Annotated in this window: 12 protein-coding genes; 8 read left to right on the top strand and 4 right to left on the bottom strand. The window is 39.2% G+C overall.

Features of this window, described 5'->3' with window-relative positions; genetic code table 11:
- The first annotated feature begins 12 nt into the window (after positions 1–12).
- From bchD to FJR04_RS06460, 5 genes are all read left to right on the top strand, one after another.
- Positions 13–2,034: a magnesium chelatase ATPase subunit D gene (gene bchD, locus FJR04_RS06480; RefSeq protein WP_168492861.1), complete on the top strand. Its 2,022-nt coding sequence runs from the start codon at positions 13–15 to the stop codon at positions 2,032–2,034.
- 130 nt (positions 2,035–2,164) lie between these two features.
- On the top strand, positions 2,165–2,482 hold the full coding sequence (locus FJR04_RS06475; protein ID WP_168492859.1) for a hypothetical protein: 318 nt from the start codon (positions 2,165–2,167) through the stop codon (positions 2,480–2,482).
- Positions 2,479–2,841 carry an aspartyl protease gene (locus FJR04_RS06470; RefSeq protein ID WP_168492857.1) on the top strand — a complete coding sequence of 121 codons (363 nt, stop codon included), beginning with the start codon at positions 2,479–2,481 and terminating at the stop codon, positions 2,839–2,841. Before FJR04_RS06475 ends, FJR04_RS06470 begins: the two co-directional genes overlap by 4 nt.
- A gap of 62 nt (positions 2,842–2,903) precedes the next feature.
- A complete protein-coding gene (locus tag FJR04_RS06465) occupies positions 2,904–3,170 on the top strand; it encodes a ribbon-helix-helix domain-containing protein (protein WP_168492855.1) in 267 nt (88 codons plus the stop codon).
- 181 nt (positions 3,171–3,351) lie between these two features.
- The gene (locus FJR04_RS06460) at positions 3,352–5,886 is read left to right on the top strand and encodes a DEAD/DEAH box helicase family protein (RefSeq protein ID WP_168492853.1); all 2,535 of its coding nucleotides are present in this window, start codon (positions 3,352–3,354) and stop codon (positions 5,884–5,886) included.
- Positions 5,887–6,027: 141 nt separating this feature from the next.
- Here the strand turns inward: FJR04_RS06460 and FJR04_RS06455 are convergent, their stop codons facing one another.
- On the bottom strand, positions 6,028–6,981 hold the full coding sequence (locus FJR04_RS06455; protein ID WP_168492851.1) for an RsmB/NOP family class I SAM-dependent RNA methyltransferase: 954 nt from the start codon (positions 6,979–6,981) through the stop codon (positions 6,028–6,030).
- 234 nt (positions 6,982–7,215) lie between these two features.
- On the opposite strand from FJR04_RS06455, the gene FJR04_RS06450 reads away from it, so the two are divergent.
- Together FJR04_RS06450 and FJR04_RS06445 are read left to right on the top strand one after the other, a co-directional pair.
- On the top strand, positions 7,216–8,772 hold the full coding sequence (locus tag FJR04_RS06450; protein WP_174763510.1) for a DUF2157 domain-containing protein: 1,557 nt from the start codon (positions 7,216–7,218) through the stop codon (positions 8,770–8,772).
- 389 nt (positions 8,773–9,161) lie between these two features.
- The gene (locus FJR04_RS06445) at positions 9,162–9,893 is read left to right on the top strand and encodes a GDYXXLXY domain-containing protein (RefSeq protein ID WP_168492849.1); all 732 of its coding nucleotides are present in this window, start codon (positions 9,162–9,164) and stop codon (positions 9,891–9,893) included.
- A gap of 141 nt (positions 9,894–10,034) precedes the next feature.
- On the opposite strand, the gene FJR04_RS06440 is transcribed toward FJR04_RS06445, so the two are convergent.
- Together FJR04_RS06440 and infC are read right to left on the bottom strand one after the other, a co-directional pair.
- A complete protein-coding gene (locus tag FJR04_RS06440; protein WP_168492847.1) occupies positions 10,035–13,061 on the bottom strand; it encodes an Npt1/Npt2 family nucleotide transporter in 3,027 nt (1,008 codons plus the stop codon).
- 331 nt (positions 13,062–13,392) lie between these two features.
- Positions 13,393–13,926 carry a translation initiation factor IF-3 gene (infC, locus tag FJR04_RS06435; RefSeq protein WP_168492845.1) on the bottom strand — a complete coding sequence of 178 codons (534 nt, stop codon included), beginning with the start codon at positions 13,924–13,926 and terminating at the stop codon, positions 13,393–13,395.
- A 403-nt stretch (positions 13,927–14,329) separates the two neighbouring features.
- On the opposite strand from infC, the gene FJR04_RS06430 reads away from it, so the two are divergent.
- Positions 14,330–15,238: an alpha/beta fold hydrolase gene (locus FJR04_RS06430; RefSeq protein ID WP_168492843.1), complete on the top strand. Its 909-nt coding sequence runs from the start codon at positions 14,330–14,332 to the stop codon at positions 15,236–15,238.
- A 2-nt stretch (positions 15,239–15,240) separates the two neighbouring features.
- Here the strand turns inward: FJR04_RS06430 and FJR04_RS06425 are convergent, their stop codons facing one another.
- Positions 15,241–15,579 carry a BON domain-containing protein gene (locus tag FJR04_RS06425; protein ID WP_168492841.1) on the bottom strand — a complete coding sequence of 113 codons (339 nt, stop codon included), beginning with the start codon at positions 15,577–15,579 and terminating at the stop codon, positions 15,241–15,243.
- Between the last annotated feature and the right edge of the window lie 102 nt (positions 15,580–15,681).

The following is a 15,681-nucleotide window of genomic DNA, read 5'->3' as shown; positions in this document are numbered from 1 at the left end:
ATTAAGGAAACAATGCCTGCGCCTACTCTTACCCCGACAATGACTGCTTTTCCGCTGACTGCTGTAGTTGGTCAAGAAGCGATTAAGATAGCCTTGCTGTTGACAGCAGTTGATCCCGTTTTGGGGGGTGTGGTAATTGCAGGTCGTCGCGGTACGGCTAAATCTGTGATGGCGCGTGCTATTCACGCTTTATTACCACCAATTGAAGTTGTTAAAGATTCCGTTAGCAACTGTGACCCCAACCATCCAGAAGAATGGGATGATAAACTCTTGGCGGAAGAAAGACAGGAGATAGAAACGGAAATTATTCCTGCACCTTTTTTGCAAATTCCTTTGGGGATTACAGAAGACCGGCTTTTAGGTTCTGTGGATGTGGAACAGTCGGTTAAACAAGGTGATACAATTTTTCAACCGGGATTACTGGCTACAGCTAACAGAGGTGTGCTGTATGTGGATGAAATCAATTTATTAGATGACCAAATTAGTAATCAACTTTTATCGGTATTATCGGACGGACGTAACCAAATTGAACGGGAAGGGATAAGTTTTCAACATCCTTGTAAACCGTTGTTTATCGCTACCTATAACCCGGAAGAAGGTGCGTTAAGGGAACATTTACTTGATAGAATAGCGATCGCCTTATCAGCAGACGGAGTTCTGGGTATAGATCAAAGAGTACAGGCAGTTGAACAAGCGATCGCCTATTCTAAGTCTCCTTCAGAATTTCTCCAACAATACAGCGAAGACATAGACTCACTCAAAACCCAAATTCTCCTCGCACGAGAATGGTTAAAAGAAGTCACCATTACCCCAGAACAAATTACCTACCTCGTCAATGAAGCTATTCGCGGGGGTGTGGAAGGACATCGGGCAGAATTGTTTGCGGTGCGAGTAGCCAAAGCCGCCGCAGCCTTAGAAGGACGCAATACCGTCAATGCTGAAGATTTACGTCGGGCTGTCGAATTGGTGATAGTTCCCAGAACCACGATAGTGCAGACACCACCCCCAGACCAACCACCTCCACCTCCCCCACCACCACCAGAAAATCAAGACGAGTCGGAATCAGAAGAAGAACAAGAGGAAGAACAGGAAGAGGAAAAAGAAGAAGAACAAGAACAGCAAGAACCCCCAGACATTCCCGAAGAGTTTATTTTTGATCCTGAAGGGGTAATTCTTGACCCGGAAGTGCTTTATTTTACCCAAATGGCACAGCGTCAAGGTAAATCTGGAAGTCGCAGTATTATCTTCTCAGACGATAGAGGACGGTACATCAAGCCGATGATTCCTAAAGGTAAAGCCCGCCGCATAGCCGTAGATGCCACATTGCGAGCCGCAGCCCCGTATCAAAAATCACGCCGTGCCAGACAACCTGATAAAAAGGTGATTGTGGAACAGGGAGATATCCGTTCTAAGCGGTTGGTGCGAAAAGCCGGCGCTTTGGTGGTGTTTGTGGTGGATGCTTCTGGTTCGATGGCTTTAAATAGAATGCAATCTGCTAAGGGTGCGGTAATGCAGCTTTTAACAGAAGCCTATCAAAATCGGGATCAAGTATCTTTGATACCTTTTAGAGGAGAACAAGCAGAAGTTTTGTTACCTCCTACCCGTTCGATTGCTTTAGCCAAAAATCGGTTAGAAAGATTACCCTGTGGTGGTGGTTCACCCCTCGCACATGGTTTAACTCAAGCGGTGCGTGTAGGTGTAAATGCTCAAATGGGTGGCGATATCGGTCAAGTTGTGATTGTGGCAATTACTGATGGACGTGGTAATATTCCTCTGGCTCGTTCTTTAGGTGAACCCATAGAACCAGGTGAAAAACCAGATATCAAAGCCGAATTATTAGATATTGCTGGCAGAATTCGGGCTTCAGGGATGCAATTGTTGGTCATTGATACTGAGAGTAAGTTTGTATCAACTGGCTTTGCTAAGGAATTGGCAAAATCAGCCGGAGGTAAATATTATCACTTACCCAAAGCGACTGATAAAGCGATCGCAGCTATGACTAGAGGAGCGATCGCAGATATGAAATCAAAGTAATTTGATGAAAAATTAGGCAAGGGCGAAGCATTCGGACAAAAAATCAATGGTTTTAGTAATAGGTTATCCCCCAAATGCTTCGCCCCTACTACTCATATTAAAATAATAGTAAAAATGGAGTTAAAAAAATATGACACAATTAACATCACAACAACCAAGAAGAAGAGGCAGAATTTTTCCTGAATTGACTTTATCACCGGAAGAATTAGCTAAACGTAAAGCGGAAGATGAACTATTTTATCAACGTTGCTGGGCAATTTTTGAGCGTTTGCGTCCTGATCTGATGAAAGAACATTATGGTTGGTATATTGCTATAGAGCCAGATAGTGGTGATTATTTCGTTGATCAGAATAAGGAAGTTGCTAGTAAACAAGCACGGGAGAAACATCCTAATCTGATACCTTTTGTATTTGGCATCAATGACACTGGAGTAACTGGCAGAATATGATACAGGGTTATTTTGGTGATGGGGGGCGGTTATTTTTTGAAGTTGAATTAATTACTGCTGATGCTTTAAATCTGCCTGTGGATGCTTTATTTGATACAGGTTTCACAGGCTTTATGGCTATTAACAAACAAGATTTAGACGGTTTAAATTGGTCATTTATATCCAAGGAAAAGTTACGCACTGCACAAGGAGAATCACGATTTGATCTTTATGTAGGTAAGGTAATTTTGGATAATCAAGAGTATGAAATTCCTGTTTATGCTGGGGATGAGTTAACGGAGATTTTATTAGGTTCAGAATGGTTGGAGTTTTTGTCTTTAGTGGTGAATTTCCAAGCTGGTATTTTAACTTTGGGATGATTTTTTGATAAAATAAAAATGGTTGATAGTTAAGCATTAATCTTCCAATTAGAGGTAATTTTATGCAATTAGAAATTCAACTTGATGATGATTGTGTTGAAAAACTTGCTTATATTCAGAAACAGACGAATCAAGATTTTAGTGAAGCTATTAAACAAGCTATTGAAAAATATTATAATCAAGTTCAGGCTAATAATAAACCTCCATTGGCAATATTTAAAGAACTTGGTTTAGTTGGATGTTTTAATGGTGATTCTGATCTGTCTGTTACTTATAAAACAAAAATGGCTGATTATCTTCAGGATAAACAAGAAGAAGAGAGATTATGATCATTGTTGATACTGGTGCTTTTTAGCGATGATTTATCTCACACAGAGACCCAGAGAACGCAGAAACAAAATAAATTATATACTTATACTCCCAGTATCTTACCTGTAACGCCTTAAATTAGCTATACTGTTATATATACGTTAGTACAGTATAGAGTTTAGTGGGAGGCTTGAGCTTACAATGGTAGATTTTAAGAAATTACGTGAATCTAAAATTCAACCAACTGTTATAGACCCAGTAGCAATTTACCGACGCTTGCCACCAATACCCGGTTTCAACGATATTTACACTAGCCAAGCAGAAGTATTAAATAATTGGTTCAATCGTAGACATGAACGTGATCTAGTAATTAAGTTGCACACAGGTGGGGGCAAAACCTTAGTTGCTCTACTTATTGCTCAGTCAATTTTAAATGAACATCGTGAACCAGTAATTTACTTATCACCAACAGTTCAACTTGTGGAACAGACTTTGGCAAAGGCTAAAGAGTACAATATTCCCGCAGTTGCTTACGGCAGCAGATTTTCTGAGGATTTCCTTTCTGGCAAGAGTGTTCTTGTTTGTACCTATCAATCATTATTTAATGGTGAGAGCCGATTTGGACTTCGTGGCGGCATAAAACAAGTTGTTACAGCAGCAGCTATCATACTTGATGATGCCCACGTTGCTTTTTCAAATATGCGGGATATTTTTACATTAAGTCTTGAAAGAAGTAAAAATCAAAAAAATCAAGAGGATTATTCTGAGCTTACAAGTATATTCCGTAGCGATTTTGAGAAACTTGGAAAGTTAGGTTCATTTGATGATCTTGTCAGTGGTAAACCAGGCAGTGGGATTTTAGAAGTTCCTTATTGGAGTTGGAAAGCTAAGTCTGAACAGGTCAGGGAATTTCTGCGTCATAAAGCAGATAATTATACATTTGTGTGGCCATTTATTCGGGATAATTTTAATTATTGTCACTGCCTGATTAGCAAAGATACTTTCGTAATCACACCAATTTTTCCATTGGTAGATATGATTCCAACTTTTGCAGATTGTCCTCGACGTATTTTCCTGTCAGCCACAATAAGTGACGATACTGCTATTGTAAGAACATTTGATGCTGATCCTGTTTCTATATCTAAGCCAATTACATCAAACTCTTTAGCTGGTGTTAGTGAGAGAATGATTCTTGCTCCAGAACTTATGCCTTTCCCTGCTATTGATATTCCAAAAATTATCAAAGAATTGGTTCAAGAAATAGCTAAAAAAAAGATGGGAACAGTAATTCTTGTACCATCGAAAACGGCTGCACAAAAGTGGCAAGATGTGGCAACTTATTCAGATTCATCTGAGAAAGTAGCTGTTGATGTTAAACAACTTCAAGAAGGAAATTCTTATGGTCCTTTCGTTTTTGCTAATCGCTATGACGGAATTGATCTTCCTGGTTCAGCTTGTCGGCTATTAATTTTATCAGAATTACCTCGTGGAAGTAGTGAGTACGATCAATATCGGGCAAATACATTCGTTGGAGGCTCTGAACTCACTAGTACATTAGCACAACGTATTGAACAGGGTATGGGAAGAGGTGCGCGAGGTCATGGGGATTATTGCGTAGTCATACTTACTGGACAAGACCTAACTGCCTGGATAAGCCGTTCCGCTAGTCTCAAATTCTTAAATAAGAGTACCCGCGCACAGTTTGAAATAGGAATAGAAATTAGTAAAAACGTTGTTGATAAAAAAGCCTTGCATGACACTATTATACAATGTTTAAATCGTGACAAAGACTGGATAGAGTACCATTCAGAAACATTAGCTGAACTTACTGAATCATTAGAAGAAGATAAAACTTCTCTGGATCAGGCATCTCTGGAACGCAAAGTATTTAAACTTATGCGTGATGGCTATTTTGAAAAAGCTATTAATAAGCTAGAAAAGTATTGGGAGAATACAGTGGAAATTGATCAAAAAAGCAGAGGATGGTTAAAACAATTAGCTGCTCGTGCTGCATTTTTCTGGGAAAAAACTGATCTGTCTCAAAAATTTCAACAACAAGCATATGCAGACAATTACAACCTATTACGTCCTCAAGTCATTCCACCCTATGTGCCACTTACCAATCCAGGTAAGCAAGCAGAAGCTATGATAAATATAATTATTAGCAACTACAAAAATAATAGACGAGGTTATCTTGCTTGGTTTCGACAAGTTTCTTGTGACTTAGTTCCAGAGGCTTCTTCTAATATATTTGAGAAAGCTCTTGAACATTTAGGCTTGATACTTGGATTTCATGCTGAAAGACCAGAAAAAATTTACGGTGATAAAGGACCAGATGTACTGTGGTTACTTGATGATAAGCTCGGTTTAGTTATCGAAGCTAAAAGTAGAAAATACGAAAATAATCCTTTAAATAAGGATAACTATGGTCAACTATTGGCTTCAGTAGAATGGTTTAAGAAAGAATATCCCAAGCATTCATGTATACCTGTGTCTGTTCACCGGAATACTGACACAACAAAATCTATCGTAATTAACGATTCTAGAGCTTTAACTCTTAATAAATTAAATCAACTTATTACAGATTTAAGTCTTTTTCTTCAAGAACTTTGTGAATCAAGAGTATCTGACGATCAACTTATGATTCGATGTGAACAATTTTTGGATAATTCTAAGTTTAAACCGGACTCATTAATAAAAGAATACCTTGTACCATTTGCAGAAACTGAAAGTTGATACTACAAACTAAACTAGGAGCAAGGTTTTAAAGTTTTAAAATTCACCTTGCTCTTTCATCAGTATTGGATAAATAGAGAAATCTTAAAGATTAGAAACTACAAAAAATTAAGGTTTACCCCCTTTGATAGAAGAGGTATATTACATATTCTGATATCTCCACATAGCAGAAAGATCCTCTAAATCAATCCCCTTAACATCACCTTCCACCGTATTTTTAAACAGCACCGTAAAAGCACCAGCACCCAACCTATCTTGAGGAAACATCCGATAACAAGGAATACTAGTTAAATGAGATTGATAGGCAGATAAATGACCAACTTCCACCGCTTGAAAATCAGGAAATCGTTCTAAAAACCATTCACAAACCTGCTCATTTTCTTCCGGGGAATAAGTACAAGTCATATAAGCCAAATAACCTTGAGGGGCAACCATTTGGGCAGAATTAGCAATAATTCTTTTTTGGCGATTGGCACTTTTATTAATTGAAGTTGAGTGAAAACATCCCGGTGCTTTCTCACCCTTAGCTAATAAAGATTGCCCAGTACAAGGGGCATCAACCATGACTAAATTACTCGAAGCCGGTAACAATTCCGCAAAAATACTAGAATCTCTATTTACTACCCCACTGGGTTTAATTTGGCAACGTTTTAAATTAGAAATTAGCATTCCCAACCGTTTCCCAATCACCTCATTACTAATTAATAAATCAGGTTGTAAAGCCCTCCAAGCAAACACACTTTTACCACCAGGGGCAGCACACATATCAAAAACAACAGATATTGATTCTGGAATAGCCAACAAAACAGAAGCAGAAAATACCGAAGAAAAATCTAAACAATAAAAAGATCCTTGTTGATGTAAAAGATGTTTACCAGGTTTTTCTCCCACAGATAACCTATCTACAAAATGCGGTTGCCAAAGTGTTGGCATTTCCACAGCAAAAGGCGAAATATCTGGTTTATCTTGACACCAGAGAATACAAGGTGCAAAAGGTTGGGGATGAACTAAAGCATCAATAAACTTTGTTTGTTCATCTACATTTGTAAATAACCGACGGGTAACTTTAAGCAATAAATTAGAAGCTTTTTCCATATTAATTTTCACAAAATTAAGTCAGCAGAGAAAGTGTTACAGAAGAACAATGCAATCAATATATTTGGCTGCATACTGAAAAGACAATGACCACCCTAAAAAATTGAATATTCAGATGGCGTTTGTAAAGCGCGTCCAGTACGGCTTGTGGCTAGAAGCTAACCTTATTTTGATATAGCAGGGAACGGGAAGGATCAGGAAACGGGTTTAAAAGTCTTTTGTACCGGAGAGGTCATGATATTTAACAATTTTCTGCAAAAACTGCGCCAAGAAGCACAACGTTGGCGAGATGAAGGAATTATTAGTTCTTCCCAGTATGACCAAATAGCCAAGCGTCATCAATTTAATAACATAGAAGAGTCTACCCGTGAGAGTTTTGGTGCGATCGCTATTGTCATCGGTGGCTTACTTTTAGGGTTAGGTTTAATGACCTTAGTGGGCGCAAATTGGCAAGGTTGGTCACGGGAAGTCAAGTTTATCTTGTTAATGAGTTTATTTCTCTCCACCGCCATTACTGGTTTTTTAACCTGGAGAGAACCAACCATGATCACAAATCAAGGTAAAAAGTCTCAAAAGGGTAAACGGGCAATCGGGGAAGCATTATTAATTCTCAGTGCTTTCATTTTAGGGGCAACTTTACTGTTGATGGCACAAATATTCAATATTAGCGGTTCAGCTTCCGAGTTATTTTTAGCTTGGGGGTTTGGAGTGTTAGTCATGGCTTATAGTCTTTCCCTCAACTCTTTGGGAATTATGGCCATTGTCCTCATCCAAATTGGCTATTGGATAGGAATTGGTGATTTATGGTCTGGTTCTGGGGAAGTGACTTGGGCGCGGTTAGCTGTGCGCCATATGCCCTTATTATCATGGTTACTGTTTGTCCCCCTAGCTTATATTTGCAGATCCCGGTGGATTTTTGGACTAGGGGTTGTAGCATTTACTGTATCTTTGCAATATAACCTCAGACCTTTGCCACTGTTGACATTTTCTGATGTCGTGCCATGGATAGCTTCCTTTGCTTTAGCCCTTCCAGCCGCCTTACTTTGGAGTTATGACGATTTACTTTTCCCCACAGTTAATTACAGATTGTTTCAACCCCTAGCCCGGAATTTAGGCTTGATCTGTTTTGGGGTAGTTTTTTATCTTCTGTCTTTCCGTTGGCAATGGCAAGCTGTAGATTTCAGCTATTCTCAATCTAACAATTTATCAAGTGTATTCCGGTCTTTGCCAATCATTGATTTAGGGATTCTCAGTGGTTTAGCAGTGTTGCAATCGTTGTTTCTCATCCGTCATAGCAACAGTCCTCTCCGTCGGGAAGTATTTTTCACACTTGGCATCATTACTACTTTTTTGGGATTCATTCTGATTACTCCCTTTTGGCATCAAGCTATCACCAGAATTACAGAACTAGGCATTTTTATCTTCAATGTTTTGTTAGCGATATTAGCCTGGGGATTAGTTCAAGAGGGATTAAAGTTACGGAATAGAACCTCTTTTTGGTGTGGTATGCTATTATTCACCCTGCAAATTATCAGCCGGGTTTTAGAGTATAACACTGATGTCCTTTTCCGAGCTTTAGTATTTGGTATTTGCGGTTATTCCCTAATTGCAGCCGGACTTTGGTTTGAACGTCGTTTTACTACTTCTAAAACTAGTAATAGTGGTGGTAGTTGGAATAGCGGTGGTAGTGGAAACAGCGGTGGTAGCGGAAATAGCGGTGGTAGCGGAAATAGTGGAAATAGCGGAAATAGTGGAAATAGTGGAAATAGCGGAGGGAGTAATAAAAAGTAATAGAGCAATTTCGACTAAAATGAAGACATATTCATGAAAGAGAATTCAGTTGTTAAAATCAGTTATTTGGTGATACTCTAACGGATATTGCTACATCTATAAATGATTCTGAATTCTTTCTATATAAATCTCTGCGTATAAATTCCTATCAAAAAATCCGAGGTAATGGGAAAAGTATTTTTTCCTATTATCTATTAACCCAAGTTACGGGTAATAATCTAGGAGTTGTACGGGCGAAGCATTCGGACGGAAAATCAATGGTTTGAAGAATAGGTTATCGCCCGAATGCTTCGCCCCTACTATTTATTTTACCCAGCACTCCCTAAATCATCATGACTATAACTAGCAACTTGGGTTATTACCTCCTTACCAATTACTAAATTAATCACATGAAAAGTGACTCCCCTGAATCAAAAAGAACCTTAACTCCCGAAATGGAATTTTCCGAAAAGTTGACCTTTCGGGATTATCTAATTGCTACAGAACAAAAGGCTAATAAACCTTTACCAATTTGGCGATTAATTGCCCCTTTAATAGTCCAGGTAGGTTTGATTCTCGCTGTACCTGTCCAAGCAATGTACACAGATGTCACTGGTAAAACAGTAATTTTGCAAACTACATCTGCAAATTCTAATGATGTGTTACGGGGTTCTTCATTAAACTTGGATTATAATATTTCCCGTCCCGAAACTTTGAGAAGAGTAAGAGGTTGGAATGAATGGTTACAGAGAAATTCCCGCAGAAATAGACAAATTATTCAGGGAAGTACCTTATACCTAATTTTGCAAGAACGACAATCTTTTGATAGAAGTGAACTTCAGTCTTGGCAACCTGTACGGGTAAGCAGTAATCGTCCTAATACTCTTCCTAATAATCAGGTAGCCTTAAAAGGTAATTATCAAGATGGCTTGGTTAATTATGGTTTGGACAACTATTTCATTTCTGACGAACAAAGACAGCAAATTAATAATGATCTGGCACAATTCCAGGGAAACAGAAATAGCAATAGAAATAGAAATAGTAGACAACAACCAATATTCGTCCGAGTAAAAGTAGATCCTCAAGGTAATGCTATTCCTTTGGGTTTATCCATTAGAAATCGCAATTACCGTTTTGAGTAAGTGTCACACTAAAAATCTGGGCATTGCTGATAGCCTGCGTGGCGATAGCCATATTAGGGGATAAAATTGAAAAATCAATGATTTCAAACTCTTACTCTCTGCACCTCTGCGCCTCTGCGTGAAACAAAATCATACTCTTAATCAGCAACGCCCCGATTTTTTCATTAATTCCTGAACTTGAGCCGCAACTAAAGGATGTGGATCTGTTTTTAAGTAGGGAAGAATTTCTTGGATAACCTGTCCAGAAACAACACTCAGATAGGAAATAGCTGCTTCCCGAACAAAGCCTGTAGGATGACGCAAAGTTGCCACAATTTCATCAGAACTCACTCGGATATGAGCCGCTTGGGCAAAATGAAAACAACAAGCCAAACACCAATCAGAAAGCAAGTTACCGAGCATAATTAACTTACGAAGACGATTAGCAATAATCGTGGATTCTTGCTCATTTATTCCTGGTCTTTTTTCACGTTCCACAATCCCATTGTCTATAAGATACTGGAGTTTTTCGTATGGAGAACGGCGGTCTAAAATATGTAGTAAAATTGATTTAGATGCTAACTTCACTGTGTGATCTAAGATTTCTAAACCTCTGGATAAACTTACCACTGACTCAGATTGAAGGTTTAAGGATGCCGCTTGGATCTTCGCGGGAGAATAAAGTAATTTTAGTAGTAATAGTAAGCGATCTTTAACGTCAATTTCTACTTCTAATAGTGCGGTTTGCAATAATTCACCAATGGCAATTAGTCTTTCATGGGAATGATGATGATCTAGGGAATTGATCATTTCTAAATCTATATAAGCAGCATAGATTTCTCCTAAAAATCGCACTTCTTCTTTAATTAAAGCTTCTATCCTCGTTTCATCCAATTTATCGCCAACATGATTGTTTTCTGACTGTTGGAGGATTTTGATTAAGCTACGGAGAATATATTCCCTGGTACTACCCCAAGATGTATCCAAATTCAGCCATAAACTTTCCTGTGCTTCTACAGTACCGATTTGGGCAATTGTCCGCCAAGCGTGCATTCGCACTACTTCGGGTTTATAAATATTTGTTGCTAATTGTAATAACAAATGGAGTCCTTCATTCTCCAATCGCACTAAGGAACGGATGGCGGTAGTGCGGGTAGATTTGTAATATAGGGCTGCTAATAGTGTCGGATAGTATTCTTCTAATCTAGTTGCAGCGATCATTTCTAAGACGGCGCAACGCACCCGCAATGATTGATCTTTTAATAAGTTGGGGATATATATTTGTAGTTCTTGTAAATCTACAGATTCGCGGAAAGCTTTGACCGCATTGATCCGTTCTTGCTCTTGAGGATGAGTCAGCATTCCTCGCATAGTATCGGTGGCTGCTATTCTTTGCTGAGTTGTTCCTTGACGCAGAAGTAAGGCGGCAGCGGTAGCTCGAATTAGGGAATGATGTTGGGGGTGTAGGTATTTTTCTAAGAGACTCAAATCAGGATTAGGATCAGCTAACCAAATGTAGCGCAAAGCGAGGGCAAACACTTCCGGTTCAAATGCTTCTGGGGATTGTTCTAATAGGGGGCTAACTGCATTCGTATAGGCTGGGTTTGCACCTGCTAACAGCATGACTTCTAGGCTTTTAGATTGTAAATCTGGTGGTAATTGTCCAAGTAAGGGGGCTAAAACCTGGGCTGCTCCCTGGAGATCAATTTGGGCTAAAAGTTCGACACAAGCGCCTTTATCGGCTGCGTTGCCTGTTTCTACTAAGGCTTTGACTACCCCTTGTTGAAATACTCGTAAACCGACGGTAGCAGCACTGACTTCGCCTCTTTCGGCGCTTAATACTAATAGATCAACGTAGCGCGATCGCAATTCCCAAACTACTTTTAAACAACTGGCGGCGATAATCACTGTTTCTCCCACAAACACCCATTTTTGTAAGGATGTAGGCACATATTGTTCGACAAAAAACAAAGTGATAAAAATTGCTATCCCCGTTAAACCAGATGAGATTGCTTCGGCTGTACCACCGGATAATGTTTGTATCCAACTGCGAATTTCTTCGGGAATGGGTTGATATAAGACGGGTCCACTACTGACAACAAAGGTATAACGGAGGAGTTCATCACAGAACTTCAAGCTGACTAAGCCCCAGAATACTGTTTGTGCTTGAATAGCAGGAAAGAAACTCAAAAGAGCGATCGCTGATGGTAATAAAAATCCTACAGTGATTGGTAAAAGTGCTGCTGTCGAAAATACCCCAATCTTCTCAATTAACCGACTAGAAACAAACCATTGGGTAAATAATTCACATACCCCCACAATGCCACCAAACAGCCCCAAAAAACTCGCTAAGTCCTGATTACCAAAATTAGAATTTAGTTCTCTCAAATATTGAAAATCTATTAACAAGCCCATGACTTGCAACAGAGCTACAAAAATAAATAAATACCAGACATAACGTTTCAAAGGAGTTTGCAAGCGACGATGGCGAGAACCTTGTTCTTCGGGAATATCCCTTTGAGGCTTACTAGGAAAAGCGCCACGATATTTATAAGTTAAAAGAAATAAAATTACTGAACCACAAAGAACCACCAAACAAGCCATAATGATCACCTGATTCAGTGACATTATTTTCACTAACCAAGGTAAACTAAAACCGCTGATTACATCTGCTACCAACAAACCACTACTAACTAGTGGGTAAGTCCGCTTAATTTCCCGAATATTGAATAGTTGATTAGCAACAATGGAAGCATTGAGATCAGTAACTACATAACAAGCATCTACCCACAATCGCAGTAGAAAAATAATTATCATAGATACGGACGGAATACTTATTCCCCACCGCAATAATACTAATAAAAATAAAGGCACGATCATACAAGGGACAATCCCTACAATCACCCAACGCAGAGGGAAAATCCTTTGCAACCAAGAAAATAAACCTACTAATCCTGCACCCAGAGCAGCACTAGCAATATAAATCCAAGGTAATTGTCCCGCTCCATATTGATCTAAAAATAGGGCTACAGTGCTATCTTCTGCCCATCGTAATCCTACAGCCACAGTTGTGTAGAAGGCAAACATCATCCAAGTCCGTTCAACTTCTTCCGGACGGAGATTCACCCACTGAAGCAATCGGGACAGAAAGCCTCGATTGGCATTAAACCCTTGATTTTTCAATTCCATGTAGTTTGATTTTCTGAGTTAATTAGGTAGAAATAACTATACTTTAGTCAGGATAAGGACAGAGGAAAAAGACTTTTACACTTTCAGTTTAATGAAAGACAGTAACAAATGTCAGAAAGGAAGAATCATCATCAGATTTTTCCCATAGCAAAAGTCCTGAACAACTGAGTCTTATCTTTCCCACTCAGCCGTCAGGACTATCACTTTGAAATAAATTTACAAGAATATAGCACTGATGAACGCTGAGGGGATGGAAAAATCCTCTGATCTCAATCTTAGGTAAAATTATTACCCAATTTATACAGCATTCATCACCAGTTTATTGACAAGATTATTTTTTGGGTGAAATAAGCATCATCATATTTCTTCCTTCTTTCTTTGGTGATTGCTGTACTTCACCAAAAGGCTCTAGATCCGTAGCCATTCGCTTGAGCAGAGTTTCTGCCAAGTCACTGTGTTGAATTTCCCGACCTCGGAACATCACAGTAGCCTTAACTTTATCGCCATCCTTCAGGAAGCGTTCAGCTTGCTTGACGCGCACATTATAGTCATGCTCTTCTATTTTATAGCGCATCTTCACTTCTTTCACATCAGCCGTGTGCTGCTTCTTCCGGGCTTCCCGCGCCTTTTTCTCCTGCTCAAACTTATATTTCCCATAGTCCATGATTCGACATACTGGCGGATCAGCCTTGTCACTGATTAGCACTAGGTCTAATTCCTTTTCTTCTGCTAATTGTATGGCTTCTTGGGGAGTGATGATTCCCAGTTGTGCGCCATCAGTGTCAATCACCCGAATTTTCGGGAAGCGAATCCGTTCGTTAATTTGGGGCAGATCGCGAGTTCTTTTTTTCTCAATCACAGGCATTATGATTAGTGGCAGCTCTTTAGTTAAGAATTTGGGTTGGTCTTGGTGTTTGCTATGCCAATCAAGGCAAAATACAACAATAACTCAGAATCGAAAAACGAGTATCCATCTCTAGGGTAGGTGACGTATATATTTGTTATTCTACTCACTTCGAGATAATTTCTCTACATTAGTTATAGATATCAGATATCTATAAGGGTATTTCTAGCATAGCAAAATTAACTAGACATTGAAGTGAATCAAATATAATGTAACATTTTAGTAAATCAGGAACAAAGCTAAAAACATAAAATCAGGTAGGTTGGGTTGACGCTCTTGTTACCCAAAATTTACGGACTTTTGTTAGGTTGCGCTGTCGCACGAAGCCAACCTACAAAAACTAGCTAATCAGCGAGGGGGAAATGTGACAACCACAATACATTGGCAGCACCGAGTGGGTAATCAAAGGGACTGGGTGTGGCGTGGTTGGCAAACCCGTTATACTTACATTCGTCCCGCCACTAATCATCTAAAAACAACACCTTTAATTTTATTACACGGATTTGGCGCTTCCATTGGTCATTGGCGACACAATTTAGAAGTTTTAGGTGAATATCACACCGTCTATGCTTTAGACATGATTGGTTTTGGTGCTTCCGAAAAAGCTGCAACTAGCTACAACGTAGAACTCTGGGTAGAACAAGTTTACGACTTTTGGAAAACCTTTATTCGTGAACCAGTAATTTTAGTAGGTAATTCCATTGGTTCACTAATTTCTCTAGTCGCAGCCGCTACCCATCCTGACATGGTAAAGGGCATAGTGATGATGAGTTTACCAGATCCCACACTCGAACAAGAAATGATTCCTACTGTCTTACAACCTCTCGTTAGGGGGATCAAAACTATATTTACCTCAAGATTGATATTGAAACCGATATTTTATTTTGTGCGTCGTCCCAGTCTCCTGCGCCGTTGGGCTAGTTTAGCTTACGCTAATCCAGAGGCTATTACAGATGAACTTATAGATATTTTGGCTGGACCCCCCCAGGATAGAGGATCTGCTCGTGCTTTTAGAGCTTTATTTAAGGCAACAACAGGAGTAAACTTTAGTCCTAGTGTCAAGAAGATTTTACCAAACTTAACAATTCCGATGCTATTAATGTGGGGACAAAAAGATAGATTTGTTCCCCCCACACTAGCGCATCAATTTGTCCGCTACAACGAAAAACTACAGTTACTATATCTAGAAGATGTCGGTCATTGTCCCCATGATGAATCACCAGCACAAGTTAACCAAGCAATTTTAGATTGGGTTAATAACCTGCTTGTCTAAATTTAACTAATACTGACTGCTGTAGTATCAATGTTGCTACTGCCATTGACAGTATTAGCAACGGAAACCATCTTGTTGAGAATATCTTGACTAGGAACTTTACCTTTTAATACCACAGTGCTACCCGTTTGAGCAACCCATAGAGTATCAATATCATTAAGCTGAGGATCTTGATCAAATGCTAATGCTACCCGCTTGGCTAAACCACTTTGGTCATATTCTCCATTTAATCCCATGCGTTCTGGAGGTATTGTTTGTGTGGTCGTATCATTATTAGCAGTAGGATTAACTTGGTTGCTTTTCGATTGTTCTAAGCCAAAAAGTCTTTTTAACCAACTCATAAATACTTCATTCCCCTCAATGTTCACTTTTATTAAATAATATAAGCTCTTAAGCCAACGGCTGCATCTATCCGAAAAGAGATAATTTTCATAATTGACACT

The sequence above is a fragment of the Anabaena sp. UHCC 0204 genome (genome assembly GCF_009711975.1).
Classification (GTDB): domain Bacteria; phylum Cyanobacteriota; class Cyanobacteriia; order Cyanobacteriales; family Nostocaceae; genus Dolichospermum.
The sequence above is the reverse complement of the archived record's forward strand: the minus strand, read 5'-3'. Positions and strand labels throughout refer to the sequence as shown.

What these genes read in the sequence shown, in the direction of transcription:
- FJR04_RS06465 (WP_168492855.1), top strand. Translation starts at nt 2,904, where the DNA reads ATGCAATTAGAAATTCAACTTGATGATGATTGTGTTGAAAAACTTGCT.
- FJR04_RS06440 (WP_168492847.1), bottom strand. Translation starts at nt 13,061, where the DNA reads ATGGAATTGAAAAATCAAGGGTTTAATGCCAATCGAGGCTTTCTGTCC.
- FJR04_RS06460 (WP_168492853.1), top strand. Translation starts at nt 3,352, where the DNA reads ATGGTAGATTTTAAGAAATTACGTGAATCTAAAATTCAACCAACTGTT.
- FJR04_RS06450 (WP_174763510.1), top strand. Translation starts at nt 7,216, where the DNA reads ATGATATTTAACAATTTTCTGCAAAAACTGCGCCAAGAAGCACAACGT.
- bchD (WP_168492861.1), top strand. Translation starts at nt 13, where the DNA reads ATGCCTGCGCCTACTCTTACCCCGACAATGACTGCTTTTCCGCTGACT.
- FJR04_RS06475 (WP_168492859.1), top strand. Translation starts at nt 2,165, where the DNA reads ATGACACAATTAACATCACAACAACCAAGAAGAAGAGGCAGAATTTTT.
- FJR04_RS06445 (WP_168492849.1), top strand. Translation starts at nt 9,162, where the DNA reads ATGAAAAGTGACTCCCCTGAATCAAAAAGAACCTTAACTCCCGAAATG.
- FJR04_RS06470 (WP_168492857.1), top strand. Translation starts at nt 2,479, where the DNA reads ATGATACAGGGTTATTTTGGTGATGGGGGGCGGTTATTTTTTGAAGTT.
- FJR04_RS06455 (WP_168492851.1), bottom strand. Translation starts at nt 6,981, where the DNA reads ATGGAAAAAGCTTCTAATTTATTGCTTAAAGTTACCCGTCGGTTATTT.
- infC (WP_168492845.1), bottom strand. Translation starts at nt 13,926, where the DNA reads ATGCCTGTGATTGAGAAAAAAAGAACTCGCGATCTGCCCCAAATTAAC.
- FJR04_RS06425 (WP_168492841.1), bottom strand. Translation starts at nt 15,579, where the DNA reads ATGAGTTGGTTAAAAAGACTTTTTGGCTTAGAACAATCGAAAAGCAAC.